Source organism: Myxococcales bacterium, assembly GCA_016703425.1.
In the GTDB taxonomy this organism is placed as follows: Bacteria; Myxococcota_A; Polyangia; order Polyangiales; family Polyangiaceae; genus JADJCA01.
In genome coordinates this window covers 148,692-169,046 of sequence record JADJCA010000016.1, presented here as the reverse complement: position 1 = coordinate 169,046, position 20,355 = coordinate 148,692, and the positions used below count along the sequence as shown (strand labels likewise).

Here is a 20,355-nt window from a genome sequence, read left to right as displayed (position 1 = left end):
GGAACGTCACGCGTTCTTACATGGGGTTTCGTCGCCGCCCTGCGCGCGGTCTCGCCCTCCACGCGGGCCGTCACGCCCGTCGTCACATCGGGTTGTAGCAGGCGACCTTGTGTTTGCCGTCGTTGCCCACGGACTCGAGGGGAGGCGTCTCCTTGTCGCAGCGGCCCGGTATCACGCGGGGACAGCGCGGGTGAAAAGCGCAGCCCGTGGGCGGATCGATGGGCGACGGCGTGTCGCCTTCGAGCAGGATGCGAAGTCGGCGCTTGTCGCGATCGGGCTCCGGCGCCGCGCTAAGGAGCGCGCGCGTGTAGGGATGGCGCGACGATTCGTAGAGAGCCTCGCGCGACGCCTGCTCGACGATCTTGCCGAGGTACATCACGCAGACGCGATGGCTCACGTGCTCGACGACGCGCAGATCGTGCGAGATGAAGAGGTAGGCCAGGCCGAGCTGTTCCTGCAGCTCCGCGAGGAGGTTCACGATCTGCGCTTGGATCGAGACGTCGAGGGCGCTGATGGGTTCGTCGCAGACGATGAACTCGGGCTCAACGGCCAGGGCGCGCGCGATGCCGATGCGCTGACGCTGCCCACCGGAGAACTCGTGCGGGTAGCGGCCGATGGCCTCGCCGCGAAGACCGACCTTTCGCAAGAGCTCGACGATGCGATCTTCTTCCTCGCCCTTGGAAGCCACGAGCTTGTGAATACGGATCGCCTCGCCCACGATCTCGCGCACGGTCATGCGGGGGTTGAGGCTCGAGTAGGGGTCCTGGAAGATGATCTGCATCCTCCGCCGCAGCGGACGCATTTCCGCTGGCGAGAGCGGCAGGATGTCTTTGCCGTCGAACAGCACGCGCCCGAAGGTGGGCTCGACGAGTCGAATCAGAAGCCGCCCCAGCGTGCTTTTGCCGCATCCGCTCTCTCCCACCAAGCCGACGGTCTCGCCGCGCCGAACGCGCAGCGAAACGCCGTCGACGGCGCGCACGTATTGGACCTTGCGAGAGAAGAACCCGCTCCGTACGGGGAAATACTTCCCGAGCGTTTCGGCCGCCACGAGCGTTCGCGCCTGATTGGGCGCCTCGCTAAGGTCGCTCTTCGGGTCGGTCTGGGGCGGCGTCGCGGCTGGCGTCCCCGCCGACGTCTCCGACTCCGCCAAGGTGTCAGCCTTCGTCTCGGGCGTCGTCATAACTCCTCCGCGCGCAGGCAGCGGGAGCGGCGGCTGGTAACGAGATCCGTTCCCGCCAGCTCGACCAGGGGCGGCTCGCTCTCTTTGCAGCGCGGCTGCACCATGGGACAGCGATCCTGGAAACGGCACCCTTGCGGCAAGTGGCGCAAGTCCGGCACGAGGCCTTCGATGGTGACGAGCCGTTCGCCGCGCCGTGCGCCTAGGCGCGGCAAGCTGCCGAGCAGCCCCTTCGTGTAAGGATGTTTGGGCGCCGCGAAGAGCTCCTGCACGGGGCCCGCTTCCGCCACCTGGCCGGCGTACATGACGACGACGCGGTCGGCGTATTCGGCGACGACACCGAGATCGTGCGTGATGAGGAGGACGCTCATGCCGCGTTCGCCCTGGAGGCGCCTCAAGAGCTCGAGGATCTGCGCCTGAATCGTCACGTCGAGGGCCGTCGTGGGCTCGTCGGCGATGAGCAGCGCTGGATCGCACGCGAGCGCCATGGCGATCATCACGCGCTGCCGCATGCCGCCGGAGAACTGGTGCGGGTAGCTGTCGACGGCGAGCTCGGGCGCGGCGATGCCGACGAGGCGTAAGAGCTCGATGGCCCGCGCCCTCGCCGCGCTCCGCGAGTCGCCGCGATGCAATCGAATGGCCTCCACGATCTGCCAACCGATCGAATAGACCGGATTCAAGCTCGTCATGGGCTCTTGGAAGATCATCGAAATGTCGTTGCCGCGCACGTCGCGCATCTCTCGGTCCGAGAGGCTCAAGAGCTCGCGGCCCCGAAAGCGGACCGAGCCTCGCACGATGCGCGCTTGCGGCTCCGGCAAGAGCCGCAAGATCGCGAGCGACGTGACGCTCTTGCCGCAGCCGCTCTCGCCCACCAGGCTCAGCGTCTTGCCCTCCTCGACCACAAAGGACACGCCGCCCACGGCCGGCAGCACACCCTCGTCGGTCGTGAAGCTGACCGCGAGATCCGACACCTCGAGAAGGGGAGCCGAGGGCGCCTCGTCCTTGGCCATGGCCCAGCACTCTACGCGATTTCTCCGAAAGGCGGACCCTCGCGCCGCCGGCGCGCTCGTCGCGCCCGCACTGCCACGCGCGCTCGTCACATCTGATATGAGAACCCGCCATGGGGAAGGCGTCCCGCTCCCGCGCTTTCTTGCTCGCGTTTGCGGCCGTTGGCTCGCTCGGCGGCTGCCTTAGCGCTCGCCCGCAGTGCGAGCTCGCGACGCCGTGCGCCGCGGACGCGGCGTGCGTCGCGGGCGCCTGCCGCAGCCCCGAAGCGCTGCCCGGCCGCGACGCCGAGCGCGTGGCCTTCGCTCCCGTGGCCGCCGCGTCGCCGGACCGCGTAGCCGATTCGTCGGCCGTGGTGCGGCTCACCGATGGCGGCAAGTTGCTCCTGCGTTTCGCCGTGCCCGATTGGGGGACGCGCCGCCTCGTGGCCGCGTACCTCGTCGTGTGCCGCGTGCGCGTGGCGGCCTCGATGCCGGCTGGCGCCGCCGCGGGCCCAGTGCTCTATGCGGAGCGCATCGGTGACGAGTGGGAGCCGGAGACGGTGACCTACGCCAATCAGCCGCGAACGTTCACGACGTCGGCGCCGCCCGTGCGCCTCGAGGACGCAGCCGACTGCGCGCGTCTCGACGTCCGCGACGTGTTGCTTCGCTGGCCAAGGCGCGACCGGTCGGACCAAGGCATCGCCGTCGTGCAGCGGGGCCCGGCGCCCCTCGACGTCGCGCTCGCTCGCGTCGCGACGAGCGGCGCCGCGCATGCGCCCGTCGTGCCGGGACCGCGCCTCGAGCTCTATTTGGCGCCGCGGTAAAGTCCCTCCGGCGGTGCACGGCGGCTTTGCTACACTCCCAGGGGTCCGACGATCACGCGCGACGAGGTTCCCATGAACGTCTCTACATCGCTCCTGCCTCTTCTTCTTCTCGGTGCGGCGCTCGCTGGCTGCTCGCGGAGCGAGGCTGCAACGAAGCGCGACGAGGCGCCCCCGATGGTGCGGTTCGAAGCCCTCGCCGCCGGCAAGCCGGCCGTCGACAAGGCCGAATACAAGGTGTCGATTCGGCCGTCAGGTCCCTGTGTGGCGGGCACTGAGTGCCGCGCCGAGATCCATGTGGAGGCCCAAGGCGAGTTCCACGTGAACAAGGAATACCCTCACAAGTGGAAGGCCGACGACGTCGCCGGCGTCGAGTTTCTGGGCAAGGCGGACTCCAAGGACTGCCCTGGGGGCCCGGACGCTCTTCCGTGCCTGTGCCGGCGACTTCAAGGCGGTCACCGCGGCCAAGGGGGTGCTCACCATTCGCTTCAAGCCGTCGAAGGCCGGCACCGTCACGTTGAACGGGCCCTACAAGTTCAGCGTTTGCACCGACCAAAACTGCCTCATCGACATGCAGGTGTTGTCCGTTGACGTGCCCGTCACCAGCGCGAGGCCGAGTCCCTAAGCACGCGAGTTCGTGTACGCTCGCTCCATGAGCGCGCCGCGGGTCGACATCTCGACGCAAATCCGTTCCATCGCAGAAAACGTCGAGCAGCGATTCAAGACGGGCCGACGCGTCCTCTCGTTCGCCGAATACCTCGAGCTCTTCGCGACCGATCCGTCGCGCTTCGCTCGTGACGCGAGCCGCTACCTCCGCGACGCGTTTGATCACTACGGGACGGCGCCGGTCGAATACCCGTGGGGGCAGTTCACGCGGTGGAAGATCTTCGACCTGCCGTGGGACGTGCCGCAGGGGCAGGGCGACGGGCAAAAGGAGGGCGGCGCGAAGGATGGCCTGCCGCGCGGCGCGCTCATCGGCCAGGAGCAGGTTCAGGAGGAGATCTACCGCGCGCTGTCGAACTTCGTCCGCGAGGGGAGGCCCGCGCGCCTCGTGCTCATGCACGGCCCCAACGGCTCAGCGAAGAGCACCATCGTCTCGTGCCTCATGCGCGGCCTCGAGCACTATTCGTCGACGGACGAAGGCGCGCTCTACCGCTTCAACTGGGTCTTCCCGTCGACCAAGACGGTGCGCGGAACGCTCGGCTTCGGCCAAGAGAAGAGCGGCGCCGGGGGCCTCACGAGCTACGCCCACCTAACCGACGACCAGATCGATGCCAAGTTGCTCGTCGAAGTTCGGGACCATCCGCTCTTCTTGATCCCCGTGGAGGAGCGGCGGGCGCTGCTTGAGAAATCCTGGCGCAACAACGGCGAGCCGCCGCCCGATTGGATCGTCCGCGGCCAGCTGTCGCACAAGAGCCAGCAGGTCTTCGAGGCGCTCTTGGCCAGCGCGAAGGGGTCCTACGCCGAGGTCCTCAAGCACGTTCAGGTGGAGCGTTACTTCATCTCGCAGCGCTACCGCGTGGGCGCGGTGACCATCGGTCCGCAAATGAGCGTCGACGCCGGCGAGCGGCAGATTACCGCCGATCGCTCCCTCTCCGCGCTGCCGCCGTCTCTCCAGGCCGTGACGCTCTTCGAAGCCAAGGGCGAGCTCATTGAAGCCGCCGGCGGCCTCCTCGAGTTCAGCGACCTGCTCAAGCGGCCGCTCGACGCGTTCAAGTACCTGCAGGTCTCCGTGGAGACCGGTGAGGTCTCTCTCTCCCAACAGAACGTGCAGCTCAACTGCGTGATGATGGGGAGCGCCAACGAGCTCCACCTCGACGCCTTCCGCGAACACCCCGAGTTCGCGAGCTTTCGTGGTCGTATCGAGCTCGTGCGCACGCCCTACCTCCGGAGTTACCTCCAGGAGCAGACCATCTACGACGCGCACGTCGCCCCTCAGGTGCGGCGCCACGTTGCGCCGCACGCCACGCAGATGGCGGCGATGTTCGCCGTGCTCACGCGCATGCGAAAGCCCAACGTCGACCGCTACTCGGGCACCCTTCAGTCGGTGCTCGGGAGCCTCTCGGCGCTCGAGAAGTCGGACTTGTACGCGACGGGCCGCGTCCCCGATCGGCTCGACGAAGACTCGCGCAAGAGCCTCAGGACGAGCGTTCGCGACGTCTTCGACGAGAGCGAGTCGTACCCCATCTACGAAGGGCGCATCGGCGCCAGCCCGCGCGAGATGCGCGTCGTCATCCTCGACGCGGCGCAGTCGACGAAATACAAGTGCCTCTCACCGCTGGCGGTGCTCGAAGAGATCGACGCGCTCTGCCAGCGCAGAAGCGAGTTCGAGTGGCTCCAGCAAGAGTCCCTCGGCGGCGGCTACCACGACGTGAAGCTCTTCGAGGAGGCGCTCCACGCGCGCCTCCTGGACGCGTGGGAGCACGAGTTCTACGCCGCGAGCGGCCTCGTAGAGGAAGATCGCTACACGGAGCTCTACGACCGGTACCTGCAGCACGTCAGCGCCTGGGTGAAGAAGGAGCGGCTCCGCAACCGGATCACGGGCGACTACGACGAACCCGACGAGAAGGTCATGGGCGAGGTCGAACGGCTCCTGGAGCTCCAGGGCGACGCGCAAGAGTCTCGTCGCCAGACGATGAGCGCCATCGCCGCGTGGGCCATCGACCATCCGGGGCAGAAGGTCGAGGCGGTGACCGTCTTCCCGCATCACCTCAAGAAGATTCGCGAGGCCGTCTTCGCCGAGCGAAAGCCCACCGTGAGCCACCTCGCGCGCGACGTCATCGCGCACCTGCGCGACAGCGGCGCGGGACTCGACGCCGCGCGGAAACGCGCCGCCGAGGAGGCCGTCGGTCGCATGATCTCCCGCTTCGGCTACTGCCGCGACTGCGCCCTCGACGCGACGAGCTTCCTGCTCTTCAAGCGACTCGACAAGAACCCGTCGTGAATCGCCCTTGAGCGGCCTGCGCCGCGAAGACACGGCGCGCGATTTGTCGCGTGAGGTGCGGCGCCTCGCGTTGCCCGCCATCCTTCATTCGTGCCTCCAGACGCTCGTCTTCGTCGTCGACCGCGTCATGCTCGGTCGTGTTGGCCAGACGGAGCTGGCGGCCATGCAGGTCGCGGGCACCATCGAGTGGTCGCTCGTCAGCGTGCTCTTGGCTTTCGAGGTCGGCGTCGTCGCGCGCGTTGGCTTCTACGTTGGGGCACGGCGCCTCTCGGACGCGCGGTCCGCGGCGCTCGCCGGCCTCGGCCTCGCGGTCCTGTTCGGCTCCGTGATCGCGCTGGCAACGCCCGCGGTGCTCGGCCAGGTGGCTTGGCTCGCGCCGACGGCCTCCGCCGCGACGCTTCGCTCGGCGACCGACTACCTAAGCGTCACACTCCCAGCATCGCCTATCGTCTTCATGGCCGCGACGGCCGTCGCGATCTTGCAGGCCGGTGGCGACACCAAGCGCCCGCTCTACGTCGCGCTCTTCGCCAACGTCATCCACCTGCCGCTGAACCGCATCCTGATCTTGGGCGCCTTCGGCGTTCCGGCGATGGGCGCCCGCGGCTGCGGCATCAGCACCGCCGTGACGTTCGCCATCGAGCTCTTCTTGCTCGGCGTCGTCCTCTTTTCCCGACGCGGGGCGACGTCTTTGGCGGCGACCTCGGCCCTCGAGCGAGCGAGCGCTCGGCCCATGGTCCGCGAGATCATGGCGGTCTCGTGGCCGTCGATGATCGAAAAGGTGCTCTACCACGTCGGGTTCCTAGGCTTTGTGACCATGATCGGTCGTCTCGGCGACCGCGTCATGGCGGCCAACCAGATCATGATCAGCGTCGAGGCGATCTGCTTCCTTTCGGCCGACGGCTTCGGCATCGCCGCTGCCGCCCTCGTCGCGCAGAAGCTCGGGGCAGGGAAGCCCGAGGCGTCGCGCATGGCGGCCGTCTCGGCGGCGCGCGACGCGGCGCTGGTGCTCGCGCTCCTCGGGCTCGCGGTCTACCTCCTCCGCGGCCACATCGGACAGGTCTTCGTCCAAGGCGAAGACATTGGCGAGCTCGTGGGCGCAGCGGCCTTCGTGCTCATGGTGGCGCAGCCGTTCATGGCGGTCGCCATCGTGTTGGCGCAGTCGCTGCGCGGCGCTGGCAAGACGCGCGAGGTGCTCTTCGTGACGGCCGTCTCGGCGACGGTGATTCGCCTCGCGGCCACGTACCTCTTCGCGTTCCGCTTGGGGGGCGGTCTCGAAGGCGTGTGGTGGGGGTCGACGACCGACTGGGCGCTGCGCGCGGTGGCTCTCGTCCTGGTCTTTCGTGCGACCTTCAGTCGCCTCGCAGCGCCAGAAGGCGCTCCCGCGCGGTCTTGACGCCGAAGAGCTGGCGCGCGGCCGGCGCAACAACAGGGCCGAGGTGCGCCTGTGCGAAGATCGCGGCGACGCGGAGCGCCAGCTCGTCACCGGCGCCGCTGTCGACCTCCGCCACGGCCTCGCAGCGGCGGGCCAACAGGCCGAGTCCACCGCCGCCTTGCTCCGCCTCAAGGGCGAGCGCGAGCGCGTGATCGGCGGCCGTCGCGAGGCGCGTCAGGATGGTTACCGGCGTCGCATCTCGTCCGGGAGGAGCCACGGCGAGCAACGTGAGGTCCCGCAATTCGCCCGCCGCGCCTTCGTATCGCTTCGGTACCATCAGGCCGAGCCGCGTGTCGAAGTACCGCGCCGCGCACACCGAGAGTTGTCCGACGTCGATGCGCGCGGTCTTTCGCTGAAGAAAGACGAGGAGCGGGCGCGTCAGGCGGACGTCGTCCCATCGCGACGCGAGGAGCACGCCGCGGTCGTCGAGGAGATCGTTGAGCTCGCGCAATGGTTCTTCTCGAGAAAGCGGTCACGTCGCCTAACACCCACGCCCGATACCCATGAGCGAGCGAAGCTGGAGTAAGTTTCGCTCATGCCGCCCATCGGGTCTATCGACCGCGCGTCCATGCTCGTCGATACGCACTGCCACCTCGACCTCGCCTATTTTTCAGAAGGGCCCGATGCGGTCATGGCTCGCGCCGCCGTAGCCGGCGTCGGCGGCTTTGTGGTCATCGGCGTTGGGGCTTCGCTCGACGCGGCGCGCGCCGCGGTGGCGCTGGCTCACGCGAGGCCCGCCTCGGTCGCCGCCACCGTCGGCGTGCATCCGCACGACGCCGCGTCGCACGACGCCGCCCAACAAGAAGACTTGGAGCGCCTCGCGGCCGATCCAGCGGTCGTGGCGATTGGCGAGATCGGTCTCGATTTTCACTACGATCATTCCCCGCGGGCCACACAACGAGCCGTTTTTGCGCGCTCGATCCAGTTGGCGCGCCAGCTCAAAAAGCCGATCGTCGTGCACACCCGCTCGGCGCCCGCCGAGACCTTGGCGCTCCTCGAGAGCGAGAGCGCCAGAGACGTCGGCGGCGTCATTCACTGCTTCAGCGAGGACTGGGCCTTCGCGTCGCGTGCCCTCGACATGGACTTCGACGTCTCGTTTTCCGGCATCCTGACGTTTCGCAACGCGCGGCCCATTCAGGACGTCGCCGCGCGAGCGCCGTCCGAGCGCATCCTCCTCGAGACCGATAGCCCGTACCTGAGCCCCGTCCCCCATCGCGGCAAGGCCTGCGAGCCCGCCTACATCGTCCACACCGCCGCCAAGCTCGCGGAGCTGCGAGGCGTTTCCGTGGAGGAGATTCGTGCTGTGACGACGGCGAACGCCACCCGCCGCTTCCGGCGCTCTTTCTCCGCGGGCGCTGGCGACGGGCCTTTGGCGACCTCCTGATCCCTTTGGCATACTCTTCGGAGGTGACCGTCTTGGGCCCACGTGAGATCGCCGTGTCGCGCGGCGAAACGAGCCGCGCCGGCTTCCGCGCGTGGAGCGTCGCCTTGTCGGTCGCGGTGCACGCGCTCATCGCGAGCGGGGTGCTCGTCCTCGCGGTTCGTGGACTCGAGCGGGCTGATGAGCGAGAGCGCGAGCGAGAGCGGAGCGTCGCGGAGGCGCTCGCTGCGACGGAGACCTCCATCGCGCTCGAGGTGGTGCCGCCGGAGCAAGGTGTGCGGCCCACGATGGCGGGAGGCGCGACGACCGCTCGCATCGACACCGGCGCCGCTGGGCGCGGCGGCGAAGCCGCGTCGGAGCGCGCCCGTCATCTCGCCGATCGCAACGACGCCCTGACGGCGACGCCCGAGTCATCCACACTAAGCGGCAAGGACCAGGTGCAACGAATCGCGAGCGCGCGGCTCCGTTCCTCGTATGAAGATCGTCGAAGCACCACGAGGCCGATGGAGCTGTCGTTCGTCCTGACCGGCGACGGTCGCGTCGTCGAACGGCGCCGCTACGAAGACATGCCCACGGCCGAAGGCGCCCTCGTCTCGCGACTACCCCAAATGAGTCACGCAGAGGCGCGTCTGGCGTCGCGCGATGTTGCCGTTCCCAACGAAGGCGCCGGCATGGTGTCGCCACCTCCGGCGCTGGCCGCCGGCGTTGCCGCACCCGGCGAAGGCATTCGCAACGGCACCGCGACGGCGCACGCGTCGCGCGATGGCGCGCGGATCACGTTCACGCGCCCCGACTTGCCGGAAGCGGCGGTGTCGGTGCCCGCCGCCGAGCGCGGTCGCGTGCGTGACAACGTCGACAGTCGGCAAGCGGTCGCCAGCGCGGTCCTCGCCATCGTGTCGGCGAGCTACGCCGGCGGCGAGAGCGGCGAAGGGCGGGGCGGTACGGAAGGCGCCTTCGTTCCAGGGGCGGACGGCGTAAGCGGCGCCGGCAGTCATCCGCGCCCGCTCGGCGCAGGGCTCGGCGACTGGGTGGAGTTCGACACGACCGACCCGCTGCTCGCGGGATACATGAGGCGCCTGAAGGCGAAGGTGAAGCCCGCCCTGGCCCACGCGTTTCCGCGGCAGGCAGCCCTCGAGCAGCGCCAGGGCTACATCATCGTCGAACTTCGCATCGGCGCGTCGGGGGCCGTCGAGCCGCGCCTCATGCGGCCCAGCGGCATCGGTGAATACGACGAGAATTGCGTCGTCGCGTTGCGAGGGCTGTCGCCGGAGCCGTTGCCGGCGGGCCTCGGTCGTTCGTCGCTGCGCGTGCGGGGCCGCTTCGAGGTCCTAAACCCCGTCATTCGATAGCGCTCGCGCTTCGCGACGGGGCCGCGCTCGCGAGCGACGCTGGCTAAGCGACCGCCGTGCCTAGCTCTCGCCGGATGGAGCCTGCGAGACGCGACACCCAAAAATCCTCGAGGTGGGTCACGCGCTCGAGCGACGCCCCCTCGCGCTCCAACACCGTGAGCGCGGTCTCGAAGCTCCCGGCGAGCAAGAGCCCCACACGATCGGCCGTGCGCTCGACGACCTCGAGCCACTCGCCGAGCCGCGGCAGGCCCAGGAGCAGCTGCGTGCGAACGAGGTGTCGCAGCCGCTCCATCGCCTCGGCGTCGACGGCGTGCCGAATGGCGTCACGGTTCAGGAGCGCGCGCGGCATTGCGTCTCGTTCGATGGGCAAGTCCGACACGATGAGAAGGAGTGCTGCGTGGAAGAGGTCCTCGAGGCTCGCGACGTCAGGTACGAGCAAGGTGACGAAGTGCTCCGGCCGATGCAGCGACAGGTGGCGCGCGCATTCGAAGGCGACCTCGAAGGGGTCGGCTTCCAAGAGTGGCGCACCGATGACGACGGTCGGTGGCAACGTCGGGACGAACTCCAGGCCCTTCACGGCGCCGCGGTCGACGTGAATCGTGGGGCAGGGGAGGCCGAGATGGGCGGCGCACCAGGCGAAAGCCCGCACCGGTGCGAGCTTGGTCGTAGCGAGGTTCTCGGCGGCGCCGGCGGCGCGTTTTCCGTCAAGGCGGAACGCGGACGCGCGCGCGAGGAGGCCCGGCGTCGCCACCTCGCGGAAGATCGACGACGCCAAGAGGAACACCTCGCTCGGATCCGACAGCGCGGCCCACGTGTCCTCGCCGAGCGACCGGAGCGGCTTGCCCACTTGCTGGCGGCGGCGCGCGTCGGTCGCGTCGTCGAAGCCAGGCACCGACCGCGCGCCCCGCTTCGTCGCGAGCACCGACGAGATGCGAACCTGCGCGTCGGTGTCACCGCGCTGCGCTGCCTGGTCGAAGAGCATTGACAGATCGTGAACGCGCGGGTCGACGCTATCGAGCGGCCGGGGCGCAGGAGCGGGCGTCGGCGCTCGCGCGAGGAGGCGAGAGAGCGGCAGCGAGGAGGTCTCGACGACGGCGTTGTCGTCCTCGATGAGCGGGCTCTTGGGCGAAAAGACGCCGCCCTGGTAGGCGCGCCGCCAACCCTCTTCGAGCAGCGCCCGTCGCTCCACCTCGATGCCAAGGGCGTCGGCCGCGAGGTTCAGTCGCTCGCGCTCGAGATCTCCGATCTCACCCTCCCCCAACGCTTCGAAGAAGAGCGTGGCGTATTGCGACTCGAGGCCGCCGGGGCGAAAGGTCCCCGTGGCCTCGAGGAGCGCAAAGAGAGGCCCAATGTCCTCGAAGGCGCTGACGTCCCACGGCTGCGTGAAGACGTCCTCCGGCTCGAAGTCCGGCAGGGAGAGCCGCGTGGCCTGGCGCTCCCGAGGCGCCGCTGGGGGCGCCGCGGGCGGTTTGCTCGACTTCACCGCCGGCCTCGCTGCGGCATGGTTCGGCTCAGCCGGCACACGCCCGGGAAGGAGGATGCGCAGCGCGGAAGCATGCGCGGCGACGTTAGACGAGCGGTCCTGGCCCCGCAAGGAAGGCACGCCACGCCCGCCACCCCGGCGCCGCGTCGCGCGGCAGTGGGATCAACGATGCATCAAGGGGCGCAGAGCCCGAGTGTCCGAACAGTAGTCGGGGCGAGAGGATTTGAACCTCCGACTCCTCGGTCCCGAACCGAGTGCGCTACCAGGCTGCGCCACGCCCCGAAAAGCGCGCCCTTTATGACGGCCCCGCGCCTTGTCGTCAATGCAAATCCAGGAAGCGCAGCTGGGCGCGGCAATTCACGCGGGCGCGGGGGCGCGGTTCGGGACCCGGCGGAAGGGGCTTCCGTGACAGCCGTTTTATCAATACTGTAACCCCCATGCCGAGCCGACTGCCCGCCATCCGCATCCTCATCTGTGACGACGACAAGGCCATCTGTGACTACATGCAGACGCTCCTCGAGCGTGACGGCTACGAGGTGAAAGCAGTCAGCGACCCGAGCCTCGTCGAAGAGGAGGTCCGCGTTGGCGGCTATCACCTCATCATCCTCGACCTCATGATGCCCAAGCTCGATGGCATCGAGGTTCTGCGCCGGATTCGCAAGCTCGACACGGACATCGCCGTCGTGATCTTCACGGGCTTCCCGAACCTCGAGAGCGCCGTCGCGTCGATGAAGCTGGACGCCGTCGACTACATCAAGAAGCCGTTCAACGTCGACGAGTTCCGCGCGGTGATCGACCGCGTGATGCGCAAGAAGGGGCTCGCGCGGAGCCCCGAAGAGCAGCTCTATCGGGTCATCGGCGACACGATCCGAAACCTGCGCAAAGAAAAGGACCTCACGCTCAAGCAGATGTCCCGCCGCACGGGCCTCAGCGTGTCGCTCCTGTCGCAGATCGAGCGCGCGGAATCGTCGGCGTCCATCGATTCGCTCTTCAAGATCGCCATGGCGCTCGATACGCGCATCCAGGATCTCTTCGGCGATTTCTAGTCGCCGGGCGAAGTAGCCCAGACGGGTCGCGCGAAGAGCTTGCACCCGCGGGGTAGCTATTATACTTCGCGGCCCTCCTTTGCCGGAGTAGCTCAGTTGGTTAGAGCGGGCGTTTCATACGCGCTAGGTCAGGGGTTCGACTCCCTTCTCCGGCACTATTGAGGTTGGCGCAGGCGCCACCTCCATAGGTCGGTCGTCGTTATTCCTGCACTCCGTCCAGCAAGGCTGGACTCCGTGCAGAAAAGGGCGACTCCCTTCTCCGGCACTATTGAGGTTGGCGCAGGCGCCACCTCCATAGGTCGGTCGTCGTTATTCCTGTACTCCGTCCAGCAAGGCTGGACTCCGTACAGGAAAGTGCGACTCCCTTCTCCGGCACTATTGTCCTTAGGCGGAGCCAAAGGACCAGGCACCTGGCGGAGCACACACGTCGGGCAGCTTGGTATTCGCCTATGCTCGACGGCCATGACGACGTACCTAGTCGAACGTCTTCGCGTGGGTCATGAGGCAAAGGCCAAGGCGCTCTTCGCGGTCATGGCGGAAGCCTTCGAGGAAGAGCGTGCCGCCGTCCATGACGCGTACATCGCGCGCCTTCTTGGCCGCGACGACATGTGGATCGTCGCCGCGACGACGGCGGACGGGATCGTGGTCGGCGGACTGACGGCGCATGTGCTTCCGATGACGCGGTCCGAGTCGACTGAGCTTTTCATCTACGATCTCGCCGTCGAGCCCTCGCACCAGCGCAAGGGAATCGGCCGAGCGCTGGTGAAGTGGCTTCGAGACGCGGGACGCGCGGCAGGGCACGGCGATGTTTTCGTTCCCGCCGATGACGAAGACACCCATGCCCTCGAGTTTTACCGATCCGTGGGCGGCGCCGGCGCGCCTGTGACGATCTTCACGTTCGAGGCCTGAGACCGTCGCGGTGGAGAACGAAGCATCGCGGCGGTCGCGGCAGAGGATGCTGACGCAGTGGCTAAACGCGCCCGGCGTGGGTGTCGGAGCAGCTTGGGGCGGCGCGCGGAGCTTCGCGGAGCAAGTGCGGCGCGCGCGTCGTTGGGGCTACCGGCGGCGGCGCCAGGCGGCGAAGGCGAGGACGGCGAGGGCTGTCCAGATGGCGGTTTGTGCGGGCTGCTTCGGGGCAATGCGACCGCCACCGCAGCCATACACGACGGGCTCTACGTTGGAGCCGAGGGCGCCGTTCGGGTCGGTGCCCTCTTGCAACTCGACCTCGTCGGTCTTGCCGTCTCGGTCGGTGTCGTGTTTTTCCCCGACCATCGCGTCGAGGGCCTTGGTCAGCGAGTCCGGGTTGCCGCCGACCAAGCCACGCTGCCGCAGATACAGCGAGAACGACTTCACGGCCGTGCCCGTGCCGCCCGCGTTGGTCGAGTGGCACACGGTGCACGCCGGCTCGCTCGGGGACTTGAAGCGCGCCTTCATGGCCGGCGGATAGTCGTCGGTGGCGGAGGCGGAGGCGCCCGCAAGAGCGCAGGCCACGAAGCTCGCGGCGGCAACGGGAGAGGTGAAGCGCTTCATCACAACCACCCGTGGAGCTGGAAGAGCACGGCCGTTTGGCTGCCGTTGCCGCCTCGCTGAATCAAGTCGAGGCGAGCGTCCATGTGCGCGAAGAGAAAGACCCAGCCGCCGAGCCAGCCGCCGTAGAGCGTGGATTCGGCGCGGCTGTCGGTCAAGAGCTCGGCGGCGCCGACGAAGTGGATGCCGCGCCATGGCTCGACGTCCGCTTGCACCATACCGACCGCGTCGACGGAGGCGTTGTCGCCCTTCGGCGAGCGGACGATGGCGTTGGCTTCGGCGAGGAGGACCAGCGGCTTGACGGGCACGACGCGGGCAAAGACGCCGTGCGCTTGCCGGAAGATCGCCTTGCGCGTGGCCACATCGGCGCTGGCGTGCGTGATGTTGCTCGACACCCCGAGGGCAAGCTCAGGGAGAAATGCGTACTCGGCGAAGGCTGAATAGCCGCGCTCGCGGTACGCGTCAGGCCGTAGCTGGAAGTTGCCCGCGACGCCCATGACCTCACCGCGCAGCTTTTCGCCCGTATAAGACGCCGCGACGCCGTGTTGCTGGTGCTGGTTCGTGTCGGTACGCGTCTCCTGCCGCACCCACGCGTTGTGCTCCACGCCGCGAATCCCGAAGGGCAGGTTGAGTCGTCCGGCGCGAATCAGAACCGCGTCGTCGGCCACCGCCACGCCGGCCCAGTGCTCGCGCGACACCAGGTTCGGCCCCGTCAGACTGCCCGTGACCCACGCCTCTTGCGAGAGCGCGCGGCCGTCCTTCGACGCGCCGCCAACCTGCGCCGACGCGCGGAAGATGCCCGCGTGCATGTGCGCGCCGACGTCGCCACGCATGAGGAGGATGCGGCTGTCGGTCGCGGGGCCGGACTTGGTGAAGAGGAAGCCAGAACGAACCCAGGCCTGCGCATCAAGCTCTTCGGGCATCTCGACGGCACCGAAGAGGAAGTTCATCGCCTTGCCCGGGTCGTCGCCTTGCGGGAGACCTAGGGGGCTGCTGAGGGCCGTCGCCGCGATGGTGCGCCCGTAGGCCGTCAAGAGGCCTCCGCCGGACGGATCGGTGTGGCAGCCGGCGCACGAGGTGTACTCGTGCCGAATCATCCACGGGTACGCCTCGGCGCGGCCCGAGAGCGCGAAACCAACCAGGGCGACTGCGAGCGCAAGGAACCAACGCGCTTGCCTACATTGCATGACGGGGCCTTCTACCACGTCCTTCTGTGGAGTTTCCGTCGTTTTGCGCGTCAGCCAAACTTGCCGGAGGCCTGGATGAGACGCAATGGAGAGCGGTGAATAGCCCGAACCGCGCTTACGTCTCTCTCCATTCGGAGGCCTCCATGCGTCGTGCCCTGGTCCTGGCTGTTGCAGTTGCCGCGTTTGCCGTGGGGGGCCACGTCGATGCCAAAGCGAAGGCAGGGCCGTCCTCGGTGACGGTGGGCATCAACGTCAAGCTGGCGCCGAACATCAAGGCGAAGTCGAGCGCGCTGGCTGTCTCCGACGACGGAACGAACCTCACGTTCCAGATCCCCCTTGAGTCCCTCAAAGAGGAGAACGGGCCGCCAGGCCGAGGCGGCGCCATGCGGAAGTTCCTCCAGGTCGAGCAGTTTCCGACGAGCGAGCTGGTCGTGCCGCGCGGTGAGTTGAAATGGCAAGGGGGCGCGGCCACGGTCCAAGGCACGCTCAAGCTTCATGGCAAGAGCAAGCCGATCGCCATCAGCTACGAGGCGTCGCGCTCGGGTCACGAGGTCAAGGTTCGAACCAAGAGCGCCTTCAAGCTCACCGACTTCGGCTTCGAGCCCCCGGCCCTTGGGCCCGCCAAGGTGAGCGACGACGTCGAGTTGGCCGTCGACGCGACGCTCAACGACGAGTAGCGCTCGCCGCGAGCGCCGCTGCGAGCCCCGGCGCCGCGGCACGAGCGGCCGCTTCGCGGATTCGGTCCTCCAGGTCGGTGGCCCCCGCGCTTGCAATCAACAGCGCCGCAGCCTCACGCACCGTGGGCTCCGCGTGCGGATCTTCCACCGCCGCCACGAGCCGCTCCTCCGAGAGCGACAGCGCTCGATAGCCGCCCCGCTCACGAAGCGCGCGGAGCTCGCGCATCCACGTCTCACGGTCGCGCGTCCCGCGCCCTAGCGTTGCCTCGAGGTTCACGTCTCGCGTACTCAAGCGCGCGTGAGAGAAGCCTGCGAGCACGGCGGTGGCGAGCGCATCGCCTTGCGCGTCAACGTTCGGATCGACGCCGGCCACGCGCAGCGTCAGTGCGTCGCCCGAGGCGAGTCGGAGCTCTACGCCCCGCTCACAAGGGACCGCGTTCTCCACCAACCGAAAGGGAACGAAGCGCCAGAGACCCGCGCGCCCGCCGCCCCACAGCGCAAGGCCGTCGGCGCCCAAGACGACGCGCATCGGCGCCTCGCGCCGGAACACGAACAGCGCCGCGAGGGCGACGAGCGGGACGTAGCCGACCGGGAGCACCGCTCGGAGCTTCAGGGTCATGAGCGTCAACAAGAGGGCGAGCACGGGAAGAGCCGCCGCGGCGCGGAGCGCCACCACGAGCCAGCGCCGCGAAGCGAGGACCGGTGCCGCGTCCACCGAATAGGAGGGGAGCGAGCCCGAGCGGTCTAATGCGGCGGTGAGGCCCCGCGCCGCTGCCTCGTCCTCGAGCACGATTTCGAACGTCGACAGCGGCGCCGGGCCCGCTGCCACGATGACGTTGCGACGCGGTGCGAGCGACAGCGAGACGTTCGCGACGGTTTCGCGCGAGAGCACTCTCCTGCGGTCAAACCAGAGTCCTTGCTCGTCGACACGGACGGTTGTCTTCCCCTTGGGACCCTCGCCCCAGAGCACGCGCGGTACGAGTGTGGCCGTGAGGAAGAGCAGCGTCGCCTCGGCGACCGCAAGAACACCGATGTACGAGAGTTGCGGTTGGCGCACGCCGGCGGCGAAGCACACAAAGCCGAGCAACGGGCCGACCATCGCGGCCGCAGCGATGCGGACGGCGCGGCCCGGCGCCCGCACCGTCGCGCCGGTCACGATGAACGCCTCGGCATCCGCTCCGCCAGCCGGGGTCGAATCTAGCGTGCCGGCGCGCTCGTTCATGAGGCCCCTTCGAGGGTGACGATGACGGACTTCGAGGTCGGCGTGCGACTCCCCTCAGCGTAGCTCGCCAAGGGCACCAAGGCATTGGCCTCGGGGTAATACGTGGCGACGCACCGCCGAGGGATCCGGTACGCGACGACGCGGAATTGCCGGGCCCGCCGCGTCTCTCCGCGGAAGTGGCTCACGATGTCAACGAGCTGGCCGCTCGACAGATTGGCCTCCGCCATGTCGCTCTCGTTCATCAACACGACCCGCCGTCCGCCGGCGAGGCCTCGGTACCGGTCGTCGTTCGAGTAGACCGTCGTGTTGAACTGATCGTGACTGCGAATGGTCATCATCACGAACTCGTTGGCGCCGAGCTTCTCGGGCGCGGCCGCGTTCGCCGTGAACATCGCCTTCCCGGAGACCGTGCGAAACTCGCGGGAGCGGACGGGATGAGGAAGCGTAAAGGGCCCGCGGCGGACCCGTGCCGCAAAGTCGTGGAAGCCTGGGACCACGGCCGCGATGGCGCGGCGCGTCTCGTCGTAGTCCGCAGACAACGCTTCCCAAGGCACCCGACTCGTCGCGCCAAGCGTGGCTCGCGCGAGCCGCGCCACGATCACAGGTTCGCTCAGGAGCTCGGTTGACGCGGGCTCCAGGTGGCCGCGCGAGGCATGCACGATGCCCATCGAGTCTTCCGTCGTCACGAATTGATTCCCGACGCCGTGGTCGTCGCGCTCGCTGCGCGTGAGGCACGGAAGGATGAGGGCTCGGCGGCCGTGGACCAAATGCGCCCTTGAGGGCTTCGTCGACACGTGGACCGTCAGCTCCGTGCGCGCGAGGGCCTCCGCCGTGCGATCGGTGTCGGGCGCCGCTTGGAGAAAGTTGCCTCCCAAGGCGAAGAAGACCTTTCCATCGCCCGCTAGCATGGCCTCGATGGCGGCGATCGTGTCGTGGCCGTGGCCGCGCGGCGAGCGAATGCCGAAGCGCGCGTCCAGCGCTGCCAAGAACGACTCGGGCATCTGCTCCCAAACCCCCATGGTGCGGTCGCCTTGGACGTTGCTGTGCCCGCGCACCGGGCACACGCCCGCACCGGGCCGCCCGACGTTGCCCTTCAGGAGGAGGAAGTTGACGACGTCGCGAATGGTGGCGACCGAGTCGCGGTGTTGCGTGAGCCCCATGGCCCAGCAGGCGATGGTTCGCTCGGAGCGCATCGCCACGCTCGCGGCACGAGCGATGTCTTCACGAGACACGCCGCTCTCGGCGACGACGCGCTCCCAAGAGAATGCGTCGAGCGTGGCCACGAGGTCCGCGAGGCCGACGGTGTGCTGGTCGATGAACGCGTGATCAAAAACGGTGCCGGGTCGCGCGCGTTCCGCGTCGAGCATCTCCTTCATGATGCCCTTGAGGAGCGCCGCGTCGCCGCCGATGCGCACCGTCAGGTACAGGCGCGCAAGCTCTGTCCCGCGCCCGAGTACCGAGACGTCTTGCGGGTGAGCGAAGCGGACGAGGCCCGCTTCGACGAGGGGATTGATGGCGACGATGGTCGCGCCGCGGCGGGCCGCCTTCTCGAGGGCCACCAGCATCCGAGGGTGATTCGAGCCGGGGTTCTGACCGAACACGAAGATCGCGTCGGCGACCTCGAAGTCCTCGAGCTGCACCGAGCCCTTGCCCCAGCCGAGCGTCTCCGTAAGCGCGAGGCCGCTCGACTCGTGGCACATGTTCGAGCAATCGGGCAGGTTGTTCGTGCCGAACTCGCGAACGAAGAGCTGATACAGGAAGGCCGCCTCGTTGCTCGTGCGCCCCGACGTGTAAAAAATGGCCTGGTCCGGCGACGCGAGGGCGCGGAGCTGATCGGCGATGAGCGCGAACGCTTCGTCCCAAGGGATGGGCCTGTAGTGCGTCGCGCCTTCATCGAGCACCAGCGGGTGCGTAAGACGGCCGAGCGCGTTGAGCTCGACGTCGGTGAGTCGAGCCAGCTCCAAGAGGCTCTTGGTCGCGAAGAGCGACGGTGACGCTCGCTTCGGCGTTGCCTCGTCGGCCACGTGTTTGGCCCCGTTCTCACAGAACTCGGCGAAGCTGCGCTCGCCGGTGGGTTCGGGCCACGCGCATCCGGGGCAATCAAAGCCCTCCTGTTGGTTGAGGCGCAGGAGTGTCTTCGCGCCGCGCGTCGCGCCCATCCGGAGCGCGTGACCCGTCGCGGAAACGACGGCGCGGGCGCCCGCCGCCCCGAGCGGGGGTGCGGTGACCGCGGGGGCCGTTGCCTCGAGCGGTGAACGGTGTGCAGGCTCCGGCGGAGGCGTGGGCTTGGTCATGCGTCCGCTCCGAGGCCGCGGATCCGCTCGGCGCCGCAATAAACGTTGAAGCGTCCGTCGCGAACGAAGGCCGCGAGCGTGATGCCCAGCTCGTCGGCGAGATCGATGGCCAGGCTGGATGGGGCGCCAACGGCGAGCACTATGGGAATGCGTGCGACGCCAGCTTTCTGGACGATCTCGTAGCTCGCGCGGCTCGTGACCAACAGGATCGCACCCGTGAGCGGCAAGGCATCTCGTAGACGTCGCTCGCCGATAAGCTTGTCGACGGCGTTGTGTCGGCCCACGTCTTCACGAACGAGCACGAGGGTGCCGCTCTCGTCGAAGAGCGCGGCCGCGGGCATGCCGCCGGTGGCGTCGAAGAGTCCCTGCGCCTGCCGGAGCTTCGAGGGCAACGTCACGATGGTATCGGCCTCAATGCGTATGGCGTCGTCCAGCTCCACGGGGCCGTCGTCGCCGCGGCGCAGCGCCACGGCGGAAGCTCGCCCACAGACGCCGCAGGCCGAGCTCGTCGTGAAGTAGCGCAGCAGTTTCGCGAGCCTGGGGCGTCGCTGCTCGCTGAGCGTGATCAGAACAACGCTGTCGTCGCGGCCCGTGCGCTCGAGGCTCAAGACGTCCGCGCGAGCCCCCACGACGCCCTCCGAAACCAAGAAGCCGACGGCCAACTCGTCGTCGTGGCCCGGCGTCCGCATCGTAAGGCTCACGGGCACGTCGTCGACGCGAATCTCCAGCGGACCTTCGACGGCCACAGCGTCCTCTCGCCGTATCGCACCGTGCGGGTGGCCCGAATAGGCGACGATGGGTCGCGTCGTAACGCCGCTTCGCATGGACG

At 68.3% G+C, this 20,355-nt stretch carries 19 protein-coding genes and 2 tRNA genes; 10 read left to right on the top strand and 11 right to left on the bottom strand.

The annotated features are described in order from the left end of the window. Positions 1–82: 82 nt before the first annotated feature. Together IPG50_29375 and IPG50_29370 are read right to left on the bottom strand one after the other, a co-directional pair. Positions 83–1,180: a dipeptide ABC transporter ATP-binding protein gene (locus IPG50_29375; GenBank protein ID MBK6696274.1), complete on the bottom strand. Its 1,098-nt coding sequence runs from the start codon at positions 1,178–1,180 to the stop codon at positions 83–85. After that, on the bottom strand, positions 1,177–2,187 hold the full coding sequence (locus IPG50_29370; GenBank protein MBK6696273.1) for an ABC transporter ATP-binding protein: 1,011 nt from the start codon (positions 2,185–2,187) through the stop codon (positions 1,177–1,179). Before IPG50_29370 ends, IPG50_29375 begins: the two co-directional genes overlap by 4 nt. Before the next feature lie 110 nt (positions 2,188–2,297). Here IPG50_29370 and IPG50_29365 point away from each other — a divergent pair, with 110 nt between their 5' ends. Then, positions 2,298–2,987, top strand: a complete 690-nt coding sequence (locus IPG50_29365; GenBank protein MBK6696272.1) for a hypothetical protein — start codon at positions 2,298–2,300, stop codon at positions 2,985–2,987. Between the two features lie 249 nt (positions 2,988–3,236). Here the strand turns inward: IPG50_29365 and IPG50_29360 are convergent, their stop codons facing one another. Next, complete coding sequence (locus tag IPG50_29360) at positions 3,237–3,452, bottom strand: hypothetical protein (GenBank protein MBK6696271.1); 216 nt, start codon at positions 3,450–3,452, stop codon at positions 3,237–3,239. A 4-nt stretch (positions 3,453–3,456) separates the two neighbouring features. Between IPG50_29360 and IPG50_29355 the strand changes: the two genes are divergently transcribed. Genes IPG50_29355 through IPG50_29345 form a run of 3 tightly spaced genes read left to right on the top strand, consistent with a single transcriptional unit; the run spans position 3,457 to position 7,321 of the window. Continuing rightward, on the top strand, positions 3,457–3,609 hold the full coding sequence (locus tag IPG50_29355) for a hypothetical protein (protein ID MBK6696270.1): 153 nt from the start codon (positions 3,457–3,459) through the stop codon (positions 3,607–3,609). 27 nt (positions 3,610–3,636) lie between these two features. Further along, positions 3,637–5,928 carry a serine protein kinase PrkA gene (locus IPG50_29350; GenBank protein ID MBK6696269.1) on the top strand — a complete coding sequence of 764 codons (2,292 nt, stop codon included), beginning with the start codon at positions 3,637–3,639 and terminating at the stop codon, positions 5,926–5,928. 7 nt (positions 5,929–5,935) lie between these two features. Beyond that, positions 5,936–7,321 carry an MATE family efflux transporter gene (locus tag IPG50_29345; GenBank protein MBK6696268.1) on the top strand — a complete coding sequence of 462 codons (1,386 nt, stop codon included), beginning with the start codon at positions 5,936–5,938 and terminating at the stop codon, positions 7,319–7,321. Here IPG50_29345 and IPG50_29340 read toward each other — a convergent pair. After that, positions 7,278–7,811: a hypothetical protein gene (locus IPG50_29340; protein ID MBK6696267.1), complete on the bottom strand. Its 534-nt coding sequence runs from the start codon at positions 7,809–7,811 to the stop codon at positions 7,278–7,280. The two genes, IPG50_29345 and IPG50_29340, sit on opposite strands and share 44 nt — an antisense overlap. 117 nt (positions 7,812–7,928) lie before the next feature. On the opposite strand from IPG50_29340, the gene IPG50_29335 reads away from it, so the two are divergent. Continuing rightward, positions 7,929–8,744, top strand: coding sequence for a TatD family hydrolase (locus IPG50_29335; protein ID MBK6696266.1), 816 nt, complete (start codon positions 7,929–7,931; stop codon positions 8,742–8,744). Positions 8,745–8,749: 5 nt separating this feature from the next. Further along, positions 8,750–10,090, top strand: coding sequence for a hypothetical protein (locus IPG50_29330; GenBank protein ID MBK6696265.1), 1,341 nt, complete (start codon positions 8,750–8,752; stop codon positions 10,088–10,090). A gap of 43 nt (positions 10,091–10,133) precedes the next feature. On the opposite strand, the gene IPG50_29325 is transcribed toward IPG50_29330, so the two are convergent. Both IPG50_29325 and IPG50_29320 read right to left on the bottom strand, forming a co-directional pair. Further along, entirely contained in the window at positions 10,134–11,573 is a 1,440-nt protein-coding gene (locus tag IPG50_29325) for a hypothetical protein (GenBank protein MBK6696264.1), read from the bottom strand. A 208-nt stretch (positions 11,574–11,781) separates the two neighbouring features. Next, a tRNA-Pro gene (locus IPG50_29320) sits at positions 11,782–11,855 on the bottom strand. 155 nt (positions 11,856–12,010) lie between these two features. On the opposite strand from IPG50_29320, the gene IPG50_29315 reads away from it, so the two are divergent. The 3 genes from IPG50_29315 to IPG50_29305 all read left to right on the top strand — a co-directional run bounded on the left by IPG50_29315 (position 12,011) and on the right by IPG50_29305 (position 13,528). Beyond that, positions 12,011–12,619, top strand: coding sequence for a response regulator (locus tag IPG50_29315; GenBank protein MBK6696263.1), 609 nt, complete (start codon positions 12,011–12,013; stop codon positions 12,617–12,619). An 81-nt stretch (positions 12,620–12,700) separates the two neighbouring features. Then, positions 12,701–12,774, top strand: a tRNA-Met gene (locus tag IPG50_29310). Between the two features lie 307 nt (positions 12,775–13,081). Further along, positions 13,082–13,528 carry a GNAT family N-acetyltransferase gene (locus tag IPG50_29305; GenBank protein MBK6696262.1) on the top strand — a complete coding sequence of 149 codons (447 nt, stop codon included), beginning with the start codon at positions 13,082–13,084 and terminating at the stop codon, positions 13,526–13,528. A gap of 147 nt (positions 13,529–13,675) precedes the next feature. On the opposite strand, the gene IPG50_29300 is transcribed toward IPG50_29305, so the two are convergent. Continuing rightward, a complete protein-coding gene (locus tag IPG50_29300; protein ID MBK6696261.1) occupies positions 13,676–14,149 on the bottom strand; it encodes a hypothetical protein in 474 nt (157 codons plus the stop codon). After that, entirely contained in the window at positions 14,149–15,333 is a 1,185-nt protein-coding gene (locus IPG50_29295; GenBank protein MBK6696260.1) for a hypothetical protein, read from the bottom strand. Before IPG50_29295 ends, IPG50_29300 begins: the two co-directional genes overlap by 1 nt. A gap of 143 nt (positions 15,334–15,476) precedes the next feature. Here IPG50_29295 and IPG50_29290 point away from each other — a divergent pair, with 143 nt between their 5' ends. After that, positions 15,477–16,010, top strand: coding sequence for a YceI family protein (locus IPG50_29290; GenBank protein ID MBK6696259.1), 534 nt, complete (start codon positions 15,477–15,479; stop codon positions 16,008–16,010). Here IPG50_29290 and IPG50_29285 read toward each other — a convergent pair. From IPG50_29285 to fdhD, 3 genes are read right to left on the bottom strand one after another with little or no spacing between them, the layout of a single operon-like run. Continuing rightward, positions 15,997–17,232, bottom strand: a complete 1,236-nt coding sequence (locus IPG50_29285; protein MBK6696258.1) for a hypothetical protein — start codon at positions 17,230–17,232, stop codon at positions 15,997–15,999. The two genes, IPG50_29290 and IPG50_29285, sit on opposite strands and share 14 nt — an antisense overlap. Beyond that, a complete protein-coding gene (locus IPG50_29280) occupies positions 17,229–19,526 on the bottom strand; it encodes an FdhF/YdeP family oxidoreductase (GenBank protein ID MBK6696257.1) in 2,298 nt (765 codons plus the stop codon). The genes IPG50_29285 and IPG50_29280 overlap by 4 nt, the downstream gene beginning before the upstream one ends. Next, positions 19,523–20,350: a formate dehydrogenase accessory sulfurtransferase FdhD gene (fdhD, locus tag IPG50_29275; protein ID MBK6696256.1), complete on the bottom strand. Its 828-nt coding sequence runs from the start codon at positions 20,348–20,350 to the stop codon at positions 19,523–19,525. Before fdhD ends, IPG50_29280 begins: the two co-directional genes overlap by 4 nt. Positions 20,351–20,355: the final 5 nt, after the last annotated feature.